The sequence below is a fragment of the Moorella sp. E306M genome (genome assembly GCF_006538385.1).
Classification (GTDB): domain Bacteria; phylum Bacillota; class DSM-521; order Neomoorellales; family Neomoorellaceae; genus Neomoorella.
On record NZ_BJKO01000001.1, the window covers coordinates 2,126,781 to 2,139,373 of the forward strand.

The window sequence follows — 12,593 nt, forward strand, 5'->3', positions numbered from 1 at the left end:
TTATAACTCTTTCGAGCCGGTAAGATATAGAAAATTGGCCTGAAATATTAGTTTGCATGGTACAAAAAAAGGAACTACTATCTTTGACGTCGAATAATTGCCAGGGAGGAATAAAAGGATGTTGATCCTGGGAATCGACCCTGGTACCGCCATTGTTGGCTATGGCCTGATAGAGGCGAGGAATGCCGGGCCGCTGCAGGCCTTTGCTTATGGCTGCATCCGGACGCCGGCAGGGGAAAAAGCAAGCCGGCGCCTGGTCATGATTTACGATCACCTCCAGGAAATAATAGAAAATCACCACCCGGATATTATGGCCATTGAAGAACTTTTTTTTAATAAAAATAGCCGTACGGCCCTGGCGGTAGGCCAGGCCCGGGGGGTAGCGTTGCTCGCGGCGGCCCATGCGGGCCTTCCCGTTGCCGAGTACACGCCCCTGGAAGTCAAACAGGCAGTTACCGGTTACGGCCGGGCACCCAAGGAGCAGGTGCAGCGGATGGTTCAGACCCTGCTGGGCCTGAAAAGCCGGCCGGAACCCGATGATGTGGCCGATGCCCTGGCCGTGGCCATTTGCCACGCAAGTATAGCTCCCTGGCGCCGGCGGGAAGCCGGGGTGTTGCAGCAGTGATTGGTTACCTGCGCGGGCGGTTACTCCAGGTAATGCCGGAAGGCATTTTGCTGGAAACCGGGGGCATTGGCTGGTTTGTCCGCACACCGCCCGCGGAAGTTTGGCCGCCCGCGGGAACAGAGATTGCCGTCTATACCCACCTGGTAGTCAGGGAAGACGCCCTTGAGCTATACGGCTTTACCCGGCCCGAGGGGCTAAGATTCTTTGTCTTTTTACTTGGGGTGGCCGGCATTGGACCCCGCGGGGCCCTTCAAATCCTCGCGGCGGCGTCTCCGGAAAAGCTGGCGCAGGCTATTGTTGCCGAAGATACCGCTTTCCTAACCGCCCTCCCCGGCATCGGGGCCAAGAAGGCTAAACGCCTGCTCCTGGAATTAAAAGATGCAATTTTAAAATCGGGTCTCGCCGGTGAGACGGTGGCAACAGCCGGGGTGTCCGGGGATAACGGGGCCGGCGATAATGATGAAGCCCTGGCCGCCCTCCTGGCCCTGGGCTACAGCCGCGATGAGATAAGCCAGGTCCTGACCAGGGTTAAAGCAGAACTGGGGCCGGAGGCTGATACGGCGGCCGTTCTCCAGGGAGTGTTGAAAACCATAGGCCGGAGGGGTGGTGCTGATTGACGGCAGAGCGCTTGCTGGCCGGGAACCTGCATCGGGAAGACGAAGAACTGGAAGTGAGCCTGCGCCCACGCCGCCTGGCCGAATATATCGGCCAGGAGCATGTCAAGGAAACCTTAAGCATCTTTATCCAGGCGGCCCGGGAGCGGGGGGATGCTCTGGACCATGTCCTGCTCTACGGTCCTCCCGGGCTGGGGAAGACCACCCTTGCTGGAATAATTGCCAACGAGCTGGGGGTAAGTTTAAGGGTTACCTCGGGCCCGGCCCTGGAACGAGCCGGGGATCTGGCGGCCATCCTTACCAATTTGGAGCCCCGGGACGTTCTCTTTATAGATGAAATCCATCGCCTGCCCCGCCAGGTAGAGGAGGTCCTGTACCCGGCCATGGAAGATTTTGCCCTGGATATTATTCTGGGCAAAGGCCCTGGTGCCCGCTCTATCCGCCTGGATTTACCCCCTTTTACCCTGGTGGGGGCTACCACCAGAGCCGGGTTGTTGTCTTCGCCTTTAAGGGATCGTTTTGGAATTAATTCTCGCTTGGAGTTTTACCGGATAGAGGAACTAGAGCAAATTATTCTCCGGGCGGCAGCCATCCTGCAGGTAGGCATTGAGCCTGAAGGGGCCAGGGAGATTGCCTGCCGTTCTCGGGGAACACCCCGGGTGGCCAACCGCCTGCTGAAAAGGGTACGGGATTACGCTGAAGTCCGGGCCGGGGGGACAATTACCCGGCAGGTAGCCAGGGAAGCTTTGGAACTCTTGCAGGTTGACTCCTTAGGCCTGGACAATTCCGACCGCCGCCTGTTGTTAACCCTTATCAAGAAATTTAACGGCGGCCCGGTGGGCCTGGACACCCTGGCGGCGGCCATCAGCGAAGAACCGGATACCATTGAGGATGTCTATGAGCCATTTTTGCTCCAGCACGGTTTTATCCAGCGCACTCCCCGGGGCCGCATGGCTACAGCCAGGGCCTACGAGCACCTGGGGATATCCCGGATGGACAGTTTGTTTTAATTAAATTGGAGGAACTACCATGGGCGACTGGAGTTTTTTCGGCAAAATGCTGCTGGGGATGGGACTGCTACTTGCCCTGATGGGTCTCATCCTCCTGGGGATAGGGAAAATCTTTTCTATCGGGCGCCTGCCGGGGGACATTTATATCCAGAGGGGCAACTTCACTTTCTATTTTCCCCTGCTGAGTTCCCTCCTCTTGAGCCTCATCTTAACCATCGTCTTAAACTTAATCTTTCGTCGTTAGGGGCTGGTAGCCGGAAAACGACAGGGTCGGGCGAATACTATGTGAGGTGAGGCTAAAAGTGCCATTGGAAGCAGACCCCAGCCAGTTACTGCTCCGGGCAAGGAACGGGGATGCCGGGGCCAGGGAGGAATTAATCCGCCGTTTTACCCCCTTTATCCTGGCCGTCGTTTCTCGGGCAACGGGTCATTTTATCCGCCTGGGAGAAGATGACGAGGCCAGTGTCGGCCTGATAGCCTTTAACGAAGCTATCGACAGTTTCCGGCCGGGCGGTGGTTCCAACTTTTTAACCCTCGCCGAGACTATTATCCGCCGCCGTCTAGTTGATTATTTCCGCCGGGAGGGGCGCCACCGGCGGGTGCTGTCTTTACAGGCTCTGGATAACGAAACGGCAGCCGCCGCCGATCCTCTGGGCGGGGAAGAGATAAACCTGGTCAACGAGCTGGCTGACCGGCGCCGGGAAATTGAGCGCTACCGGGAAGAGCTGGCCAGCTTTGGCATAACCTTTAAGGACCTGGTCAAGGCCAGCCCTCAGCACCGGGACGCCCGTGACCGGGCCCTGGCAGCCGCCCGCGTAGTGGCGGCCAATCCCCTCTTCAGACAGTATCTTCAGGAACGTAAAGCCTTGCCCCTGAAAGCCCTGGAAAAGTCCGTGGAAACCAGCCGCAAAACCCTGGAACGCCACCGCAAATATATTATCGCCGCAGCACTTATGCTGATGGGTGATTATGATTACCTGGCAGAATACATAGGTCAAGGCAAAAGGGGTGGTCAGGATGCTTAACGCCGAGCGGGGTCTGGTAGTGGCCAGGCAGGGAAAAGAGGTCATTGTTTTGACCCCGGAGGGGGAGTGGCGTACCCTCCACCTGACCGGCTCGGTGCCGGAAGTAGGGGAAGAGGTGATGTTGCCTCCGGTAAAAAAGAGGCCCCCCTGGCAGGCTGCGATGGCGGTAGCGGCAGTAATCCTGTTGCTTTTTCTGGCTCCACCCTTGGCCCGCCGGGCCACGGTCACGCCAGCTCCCCGTCAACCGGCCTATTATATTAATATCGACATCAATCCCAGCATTGAACTGGCGGTGGATGAGCGGGAAAAGGTGCTCAGTGCGCGGGGATTAAATGACGATGGGGAAAAGCTTCTGGCCGGCGTTGCCCTTAAGGATGAAAAAGCAGCTACTGCCATCGAGATCCTGACCAGGGAGGCCGTGCGCCAGGGTTACTACCTCCCCGACAGCCAGGGAGCTATGGTGATAACAGTGAGCCCTGCTGTCAGTGGCGGTCAGGAAAAACTGGCGGCCGGCGTTGAACTGGGTCAGAAGTTAACCAGCCAGGCGCGGAATATCCTTCAACAGGCCAGGGTCCGGGCGGTAGTAGAGGCAGCCGCCGTCCAGCCGGAAATTCGCCAGCATGCAGAAGCCGCCGGCCTTTCGCCAGGAAAGTACGGTATCCTCCTGGAAGCCCTGGATGCAGGACTGCCGGTTACGGCGGCCGACCTGCAAAGAGAGAGCGTGGCCAGGGTGCTGGCGAGATTTGACAGCAACTGGGAGCAGCTGCTGCAAAAGCTGCATCAGGATAAAGATCTTTTGCAGAAAGAGCAGCAGCTGGGCGCCACCCTCAAGAAGGCCCTGGGGCAACAAGTTGCAGGTGGTAATAGTGCTGGTAACCATCGTGATGACGACGGGGGGCAGGGCGAGAAACAGAAAAATAATACCAATTACAAGGAGCGACCGGGGCAGGTAAAAGAAAAGGACCAGAAAACCGGTGAAGGTAATCCCCGGGAAAAACCAAAGGCTGCCAGGCAGGTGAAAGAGCCCGCCCCGGGCCACGTTAACCCGGGCGGCAGTAAAGGCTTGAAGGCAGTTCCGGAAGGTAAAGGGATACCAGGGTACCAGAAAACCAGATAAACTGACCGGATTTATCGTTTCTTTAAACTATCGCTGCAAGAAGCTTCTTTTGTATGGGCTTCAATTTTTACCTTAAATAAAATACGGCACTAAAGGGAGAGGAGAAAACTTGAAAAATAAAGCCTGCAGGAGAGGGGGGGCAATCGTTCTCCTGGCGAGTTTGCTCCTGGTTCTAGTAACGATACCGGCAGGTGCCGCCCCTAAAGGAGACGTACCAATAATCCGGGTCTTGCTCGCTGGCGATCTGGAGCAGGTTGATTTCCAGGTTGACCAGGGCAGCTACAAGTTAATTGATGGCTCCAGCGGCAAGGAGATCAGCCCTGTGAAAGAAGGAGAAAAGTGGACGGTTAAAAATACCGGGGCCGGCTATCAGTTACTCCGGGAGGGCACGCCTTTCCCGGGTACAATCCCTGGCCCCATCCAGCTTAAAGCGCAGGATACCGGGGCTTTGAATCTTTTCCGCTACCAGGGGCAGCGTTACCGGGGTAATTTGCATATTTTCAAGGGAGACAGCGGCCTGATGGCTGTTAATGTCCTGGATCTGGAACAATACCTCTATGGCGTGGTGGGCAGGGAGATGCCGGCCAGTGCCGGCATAGAGGCCCTCAAGGCCCAGGCTGTGATTGCTCGTTCTTATGCCGTTACGAGGTTGAAACCGGCTGCCTTATATGATGTCACCGATGATACCATGACGCAGGTCTATGGCGGTTATGAAGCCGAGGTCAACTATGGCCCTAACCGCGATAAAGTCATTCAAGCCGTCGATGCCACCCGCGGGCAGGTAATTTACTATGACGGCAGGGTAATCGAGGCCTACTTTCATGCCAATGCGGGCGGCTATACCGAGGACAGCGAGAATGTCTGGAGCAACCCCCTGCCCTACTTGCGCGGGGTGCCTTCTCCGGAAGATGAGTGGGCTTTAAAGTATCCCCATCAGACGCCGGGCGGCTACCCGGCCAACACCTACACCTGGACGGTAACCATGACCCGGCAACAGGTCCAGGAAAAGTTCAATGCCTGGCTGGCGGGGCAGGGCCAGGTGGCAGCCGGGGATGTGGTTGACCTGGTGCTTTCCCGCCAGCGCAGGGACGGCCAGGGGGAAACGGTCTCCGGCCGTGTTACCAGGATGGATATTCGGACAACCACCGGGACTGCCTCGGCCTTCCGGGACGGCATCCGGGCCGTCTTCGGGAAGGATATCCTGAAAAGCACCTTGTTTACCGTGCAGATGGATTCCACTGTTAACATCCTGGACGGCACCGGCGAGCAGCGGGCCGTAAATTACGGTGCCGAGCTGGTGGCCCTGGGGGCCGGCGGGGTGATGAACGCTCCCAACGGCGCCGCCGGTGAGTATACGGTAGCCGGCCGGGATGGTACCCGCAGTATACCGAAGATGTTTCGGCAGGTAGTATTCCAGGGCCGGGGTAACGGCCATGGTTTGGGCTTAAGCCAGTGGGGCGCCATGGGGATGGCAGAAAAAGGGTATACTTACCAGCAAATTATTGAACACTATTATAACCAGGACCGCTTTGACGGCCGCTTAAAAATTGCTTCTTACCGCAGGTGAAAGGTGTTTTGCGCCTGGAAGAATTCGACTATGATCTGCCGCCGGAATTGATTGCCCAGACACCGGTGGAGCCGCGGGATGCCTCGCGCCTCCTTGTCCTTAATCGGGAAAGGGGCTATCTGGAACACCGTCATTTCTACGACCTGCCTGATTATCTCAAAGAGGGGGATGTCCTGGTTTTAAATGAGACCAGGGTGATACCGGCCCGTCTTTGGGGCCGCCGGGCCGGTACCGGGGCCAGGATTGAAGTTCTTTTACTAACCCGGCGCGACCGGGATACCTGGGAGGCCCTGGTACGGCCGGGGCGACGGGTGCCGGTCGGTACGGAGATAATCTTTGGTCAAGGGGAATTGAAGGCACGGGCCACGGCTACGACTAGCGCCGGGGGACGATTACTGCAGTTTTTTTACCAGGAAGGGCCCTTTGAAACCCTCCTGGACCGTCTGGGGGCGATGCCCCTGCCGCCGTATATTAAAGAAAAGCCGGAGGACCCCGGGCGCTACCAGACGGTTTATGCCCGGGTTGAAGGCTCCGTGGCAGCGCCGACGGCTGGTCTACATTTTACCCCCCGCCTCCTGGAACAGCTTCGGGGGCAGGGGGTGCAAATAGTCTACCTCCTTCTCCATGTTGGCCTGGGCACTTTTCGCCCCGTTAAGGTGCAAAATATTGAAGAACACCATATGCATGCCGAGTACTACGAAGTAACCCCAGAGGCGGCGGCGGCCATTAATGCCGCCCGCGCCCGGGGAGGGCGGATAGTGGCCGTGGGCACGACGGTAGTTCGCACCCTGGAGACGGTAGCTACTGAAGAAGGCCTTATCCAGCCAGGGAACGGCTGGACGGATATCTTTATTTACCCCGGCTACCGTTTCAAGGCCGTTGACTGCCTCATCACCAACTTCCACCTGCCCAAATCAACCCTCATTATGCTCGTCAGTGCCTTTGCCGGACGGGAAAAAATCCTGGCCGCCTACAGGACTGCTGTGGCAGAGGGCTACCGTTTCTTCAGCTTCGGGGATGCGATGCTGATCTTGTAGGAAAGAGTTTCGGTTGCTTGTCAGTGACCACCCCCGGAGGGTAAACTATGTAGATGAGTGCTGGCTTTGTTTTCGAGTTATTTTCGGATTATTAGTTAGGAGGAAATATTCATTTGCCCGCTGTAACCTTTACCGTGCTCAAACGTGATCGGGCCACCGGCGCCCGCCTGGGGCGACTAAAAACGCCCCATGGCACCGTCGAAACGCCGGTCTTCATGCCCGTCGGCACCCAGGCCACCGTCAAAACCATGACACCGGAAGAAGTGGCCGGAGTGGGAGCCGAAATTATCCTGGCTAATACCTATCACCTTTACCTCCGCCCCGGCGCCGATATTATCCGGGAAGCCGGGGGCCTGCATAAATTCATGCACTGGGACAAACCCATTCTTACCGACAGCGGCGGCTTTCAAGTCTTTAGCCTGGCCGATTTGCGGGAAATCAGTGATGCTGGGGTGACCTTTCGTTCCCACCTGGACGGCTCCACCCACTTTATGGGACCGGCGGAATCTATGGCTGTCCAGGAAGCCCTGGGTTCCGATATTGCCATGGCCTTTGATGAGTGTGTCGCCTACCCGGCCAGCCGGGAAGAAGTAGAAGCAGGAGTAGAGCGCACCAGCCGCTGGGCGGAAATTTGCCTGGAGGTCCACCGCCGGGAGGACCAGGCGGTGTTTGGCATTATTCAGGGCGGGGTAATTCCCGAATTGCGTCGCCGCAGCGCCCGGGAGATTACAGCCCTGGACTTCCCCGGTTACGGTATAGGGGGCTTAAGCGTCGGTGAACCCAAGGAATTGATGTACAGCATCCTGGAGGACCTGCAAGGATATCTTCCCGAAGGCAAACCCCGCTATCTCATGGGTGTGGGTTCGCCGGACTGCCTGATTGAAGGGGTAAAAAGAGGGGTGGATATGTTTGACTGCGTCCTGCCCACCCGCATTGCCCGTAACGGCACCGTAATGACTACCTACGGCAAGCTGGTGGTGCGCAACGCCGCCTATGCCCGGGATTTTCGCCCCTTGGACCCGGAGTGCGAATGCTATACCTGCCGCCACTACACCCGGGCCTACATCCGGCACCTCCTCAAGGCCGATGAGATTCTGGGGCTCAGGCTGACCACCATTCACAATTTATATTTCCTACTGAAGTTGATGCACCAGATTCGCCAGGCCATCGCTAACAATGACCTGGAAGCAATGGCAGCCGAGTTTTATGCTAAATATAATTCGGGAAAAATCTAGAACAGGGCAGGTATTTTCCAAAGGTACGTCGAATGATAAGCAAGTCCAGACTAAATTTAAGAAAGAATGGAGGTTGTTTCATGCAACAGTGGGCAGGAACCATTTTTTACATGGTGGTTTTCTTTGCAATCCTGTATTTCTTAATGATCCGGCCCCAGCAAAAGCAACAAAAACGGCGCCAGGAAATGCTGAACAGCTTGAAGGTGGATGATCGGGTGGTCCTGGCTGGAGGGCTGCATGGCCGAATAACGAAAATCAAAGATAGAACTTTGATGGTCCGCATTGCTGATCGGGTTGAGGTCGAAGTGGACAAGGCGGGGGTGGCCTATGTCCCGGGACAGGAGGAATAATAAGGATTGGATCCGGTGACCCTGGAAGATGTTAAAAGGGATCCCGAAGTAGATGCGCTGATTGTTAAAGGTAATGAACACCTGGGGGCCATGGGATTTACTGAACATAGCCACCGCCATTTGAACCTGGTGGCCAAGATCAGCTATAACGTGCTTGAACACCTGGGCTATGACCGGAGGCTGGCCGAACTGGCGGCTATAGCCGGGTACCTGCATGATATCGGTAATGTCATAAGCCGGCAGGATCACGGCCAGACAGGGGCCTTGCTGGCTTACCGCATCCTAACCCGCATGGGTATGCCTATCCCTGAGGTAGCTACCATTGCAGGCGCCATCGGTAACCATGAAGAAGAGTATGGCCAGGCCGTCAATATCGTTGGGGCAGCCCTCATCCTGGCGGATAAATCTGATGTCCACCGTTCCCGGGTGCGCAATAATGATATCAGTACCTTTGATATCCACGACCGGGTTAATTACGCCGTTCAGCACTCCTTTTTACGGGTAGATGCTACCAGGCGTACCATTACCCTGGAACTGACCATTGACCTTTCAATCAGCACGCCCATGGAGTATTTTGAGATCTTCCTGACGCGGATGATGATGTGCCGGCGGGCCGCCGCTTTCCTCGATTGCCATTTTGGGCTGGTGGCCAATGAAGCCCGGTTGCTGTAAAATAGTAAAAACTGGTAGGAGTGGTATTGGCAGCAATTGACGGGTAACTCCTGCTGGAGTTATAATAGGTTGTCCTACAATCGCATTCTGTCAAGGGAGGCAGGAGAATTTTGGCAGGGGGAAAAGGAACAGGCGGCTTCTTTAAGCTCGCCATTGTTTTGGTTGCCATCCTGGCGCTAGGCATAGGAGCCTTTCAACCTTTAATACGGGCCATGAAACTCGGACTGGATCTGCGCGGCGGTGTTTATATCCTCATCCAGGCCCAGAGCACACCGGAACATACGGTGACCAGTGAGGATATGGCTGCTCTGGAACGGATTATGCGCGACCGGGTCGACCAGCTGGGGATAGCTGAACCGGTGATCCAGCGGGAAGGTAGTGACCGCCTGATTATTCAGCTGGCCGGGGTCAACAACCCGGAGGAAGCCGTTAAAATGATCGGTAAAACAGCCTTACTGGAGTTTAAGACCAGTGACGGCCAGGTAGTAGTATCCGGGAAAGACTTGAAAGACGCCAGGGCCGTTATTGACCAGCAAACCCGGGAGCCGGAAATTACCCTGAAATTTAATGCCGAAGGCACCAAAAAGTTTGCCGAAACGACCCAGAAGCTGGTCAGCAGCTACAGCAGGGGTGACCCCAAGCGGCATATAGCCATCTACCTGGATAACCAGCTGCTGACAAACCCCCATGTTGACGAAGCCATTCCCAGCGGCGAGGCGGTCATCAGGGGCGGCTTTGCTTCCTTCCAGGAGGCAGCCAACCTGGCAGCCCTCTTACGCGGCGGCGCCCTCCCGGTACCAGTGCAGATTATTGAGCGCCGAGCCGTGGGTCCGACCCTGGGAGCTGATTCCCTGGCTAAGAGTAAGACGGCGATCATTGCCGGCCTGGTTTTAATTGCCCTGTTTATGCTTGTTGTTTACCGCCTGCCGGGATTAGTAGCCGATTTTTCCCTGATTATTTACGCCTTGATTGTCCTTGTCGTCCTGTGGGCTTTAAAGGCTACCCTGACACTACCGGGCATAGCCGGCCTCTTGCTGTCGGTGGGTATGGCCGTCGACGCCAATATTATTATCTACGAGCGCCTCAAAGAGGAACTGCGTAATGGCAAAACTTTACGTGCGGCTGTTGATGCCGGCTTTAAGCGCGCCTTCACCACCATCTTTGACGCTAACGCCACGACGGTGCTGGCGGCACTGGTCCTTTATTTCTTGGGCAGCGGCACGGTGCGTGGCTTTGCCGTCACCCTCTCTTTAGGTATTGTCGCCAGCATGTTCACAGCCATAACCCTGACTCGTTTCCTCTTACACCAGGTCATTAGCGTACCAGCCTTCCAAAAACTGTGGCTCTATGGGGTCAAAGAAGGACAAATACCGGTAGCGGCGAGGGGTGAGATTTAATGAACTTAAACTTTAATTTTATCGGCAGGCGCAAATGGTGGTATGCCCTTTCGCTGCTTATAATTATACCGGGCCTTATAGCCATGGTCCTGAACTGGCCATCCCCCCTGAATTTTGGCATTGATTTCACCGGCGGGAATATTGTTCAGATCCAGTTCCAGCAACCGGTTAGTGCCAGCCAGGTCAGGGAGGTTCTCGGCGGTCTCAACCTGGGTAACAGCTCCATTCAAGCAGCGGGCAATAATGAGTTTCTGATCCGGACAACAGAACTCAGTGAAGAACAAACCGACCAGGTAATTAGTGCCCTGCGCGATAAATTGGGGCAACTCGATTTAAAGCGAAATGAAAAGGTTGGCGCCACCATTGGCCGGGAACTGACCATAAAAGGTATTGAAGCCATGGCCATTGCCTGGGTCCTGATGATTATCTATATCACAATCCGCTTTGAATTTTTATCCGGCCTGGCGGCTATCCTGGCTCTGATTCATGATGTCCTGGTTACTATAGGATTATTTGCCATTTTCCGCTGGGAAGTAGACAGTACCTTTGTGGCGGCCATCCTGACTATTATCGGTTATTCTATAAATGACACCATTGTTATTTTTGACCGCATCCGGGAAAACTTGCGGCTACGCAAGAAGGAAACTATAGAGGAACTGGTCAATCGCAGTATTAACCAGACCCTGACCCGGTCTATTAATACCGTCTTGACTGTCGTCATCGCCCTACTGGCTTTGATGCTCCTGGGCGGTGAGACCACCAGGACCTTTGCCCTGGCCATGCTCATCGGTACTATCAGCGGTGCTTACTCCTCAATCTTTACCGCCAGTCCCCTGTGGATCGATTTGCGTAATTTTAGCCGGGAACGCCACCGGCAGGCGGCGGTGACCAAGTCAGCGACCAAAGCCAAGACGCGCAAGGCTACTTCCCATTAAATAAAGTTTGGCTATAAAAGGGTTTACCAGGAGATAGCCTGTTAGGAAGTTTGACAGGCTATCTTTTATGTGCGCTGGCCATGGGCAGTGATCGAATGTTACAATGAGCCTGTCCGTATAGTCAAAAGCCACCTTACTCTTTCATAAAGAATAAGGCGGCTTTTTTGCGGTTTATACCCGAATGAAGACAATAATATCCTTGTCCCTACATTATGATATTGGCTCTAGAACTTATTTGGTAATTAAAATGGCATAGTGGGATAGGTTGACAGGTGACAATCTAAGTTATAATATAGAGTTGGCGGTAAGGAGAGACTAAAAATGGACTATACAAGCAACGAAGATCTGGCCCGTTATGAACAAATTGCGCTAATGATTGCCAGCGAAATTCTCCGGGGAACTTACAAGGAAGGTGAAAGAGTATCGGGCCGGACTAGTTTAGCCGGGCAGTACGGGGTTTCGCCAGAAACAGTAAGAAAAGCCCTGGCGCTCCTGCAGGCACGACAGGTGGTTGAAGTAGTTCCGGGGAGTGGGGTAATTATCCTTTCCCGTCAGGCTGCCCGGGACTTTATAGATGATTTTCACGAACACAACTCCCTTGAGGTCTTGGAGCGCCGGCTGGAGACCCTTATAAGACAGCGTAATAAGCTAAACACAGAAATCGAAAAACTGGTTAAAGAAATTGTGCACTTTAAAACCGGCATGCTAAAAAACATGCAGAATGCTGAAGAGGTCCTGGTTTCACCGGGTTCACCCCTTGTAGGAAAGAGTGTGCAAGAGGCCCAATTGAGGACACTTACGGGTGTTACCGTTACCGCTGTGCGGCGCCGGGGCCGCTGGTACGCCTCTCCGGGGACAGAGCTGCGCTTAAACGCAGGGGACTTGCTTCTTGTGGTAGGAAGCCAGAACGCGGTGGATCGGCTCCGTCAGCTGGCTGAAGTTAAACCAGCACCTCATGACAGTTAATACCAGGTGTTTTTGGCCCGAAACAGCACTGTTGAAAGGAGGA

14 protein-coding genes are annotated in these 12,593 nt (G+C 55.1%); all 14 read left to right on the forward strand.

The window, feature by feature from the left end; translation table 11 throughout:
- Window positions 1-118 precede the first annotated feature (118 nt).
- The 14 genes from ruvC to FLZ89_RS11025 all read left to right on the forward strand — a co-directional run bounded on the left by ruvC (window position 119) and on the right by FLZ89_RS11025 (window position 12,550).
- Window positions 119-625 carry a crossover junction endodeoxyribonuclease RuvC gene (gene ruvC, locus FLZ89_RS10960; protein WP_141265095.1) on the forward strand — a complete coding sequence of 169 codons (507 nt, stop codon included), beginning with the start codon at window positions 119-121 and terminating at the stop codon, window positions 623-625.
- Window positions 568-1,242, forward strand: coding sequence for a Holliday junction branch migration protein RuvA (gene ruvA / locus FLZ89_RS10965; RefSeq protein ID WP_216363884.1), 675 nt, complete (start codon window positions 568-570; stop codon window positions 1,240-1,242). Before ruvC ends, ruvA begins: the two co-directional genes overlap by 58 nt.
- Complete coding sequence (gene ruvB / locus FLZ89_RS10970; RefSeq protein ID WP_141265093.1) at window positions 1,239-2,249, forward strand: Holliday junction branch migration DNA helicase RuvB; 1,011 nt, start codon at window positions 1,239-1,241, stop codon at window positions 2,247-2,249. The genes ruvA and ruvB overlap by 4 nt, the downstream gene beginning before the upstream one ends.
- A 19-nt stretch (window positions 2,250-2,268) precedes the next feature.
- Window positions 2,269-2,493, forward strand: coding sequence for a DUF2905 domain-containing protein (locus FLZ89_RS10975; RefSeq protein WP_141265092.1), 225 nt, complete (start codon window positions 2,269-2,271; stop codon window positions 2,491-2,493).
- Window positions 2,494-2,551: 58 nt separating this feature from the next.
- Window positions 2,552-3,274, forward strand: a complete 723-nt coding sequence (gene sigI, locus FLZ89_RS10980; RefSeq protein ID WP_141265091.1) for an RNA polymerase sigma factor SigI — start codon at window positions 2,552-2,554, stop codon at window positions 3,272-3,274.
- Window positions 3,267-4,391, forward strand: coding sequence for an anti-sigma factor domain-containing protein (locus FLZ89_RS10985; protein ID WP_141265090.1), 1,125 nt, complete (start codon window positions 3,267-3,269; stop codon window positions 4,389-4,391). The genes sigI and FLZ89_RS10985 overlap by 8 nt, the downstream gene beginning before the upstream one ends.
- Window positions 4,392-4,551: 160 nt before the next feature.
- Window positions 4,552-5,958 carry a SpoIID/LytB domain-containing protein gene (locus FLZ89_RS10990; protein WP_172613568.1) on the forward strand — a complete coding sequence of 469 codons (1,407 nt, stop codon included), beginning with the start codon at window positions 4,552-4,554 and terminating at the stop codon, window positions 5,956-5,958.
- Window positions 5,959-5,966: 8 nt separating this feature from the next.
- Window positions 5,967-6,995, forward strand: a complete 1,029-nt coding sequence (gene queA, locus FLZ89_RS10995; protein ID WP_141265089.1) for a tRNA preQ1(34) S-adenosylmethionine ribosyltransferase-isomerase QueA — start codon at window positions 5,967-5,969, stop codon at window positions 6,993-6,995.
- Between the two features lie 113 nt (window positions 6,996-7,108).
- Window positions 7,109-8,230 carry a tRNA guanosine(34) transglycosylase Tgt gene (gene tgt / locus FLZ89_RS11000; RefSeq protein WP_141265088.1) on the forward strand — a complete coding sequence of 374 codons (1,122 nt, stop codon included), beginning with the start codon at window positions 7,109-7,111 and terminating at the stop codon, window positions 8,228-8,230.
- An 80-nt stretch (window positions 8,231-8,310) separates the two neighbouring features.
- Complete coding sequence (yajC, locus tag FLZ89_RS11005) at window positions 8,311-8,580, forward strand: preprotein translocase subunit YajC (RefSeq protein WP_141265087.1); 270 nt, start codon at window positions 8,311-8,313, stop codon at window positions 8,578-8,580.
- A gap of 6 nt (window positions 8,581-8,586) precedes the next feature.
- Window positions 8,587-9,252 (forward strand): HD domain-containing protein, encoded by a 666-nt coding sequence (locus tag FLZ89_RS11010; protein WP_141265086.1) that lies wholly within the window; start codon window positions 8,587-8,589, stop codon window positions 9,250-9,252.
- A 110-nt stretch (window positions 9,253-9,362) separates the two neighbouring features.
- Window positions 9,363-10,649, forward strand: coding sequence for a protein translocase subunit SecD (gene secD / locus FLZ89_RS11015; protein ID WP_253256467.1), 1,287 nt, complete (start codon window positions 9,363-9,365; stop codon window positions 10,647-10,649).
- On the forward strand, window positions 10,649-11,584 hold the full coding sequence (secF, locus tag FLZ89_RS11020; protein WP_141304966.1) for a protein translocase subunit SecF: 936 nt from the start codon (window positions 10,649-10,651) through the stop codon (window positions 11,582-11,584). Before secD ends, secF begins: the two co-directional genes overlap by 1 nt.
- A gap of 321 nt (window positions 11,585-11,905) precedes the next feature.
- On the forward strand, window positions 11,906-12,550 hold the full coding sequence (locus FLZ89_RS11025; RefSeq protein ID WP_141304967.1) for a TrkA C-terminal domain-containing protein: 645 nt from the start codon (window positions 11,906-11,908) through the stop codon (window positions 12,548-12,550).
- Window positions 12,551-12,593: the final 43 nt, after the last annotated feature.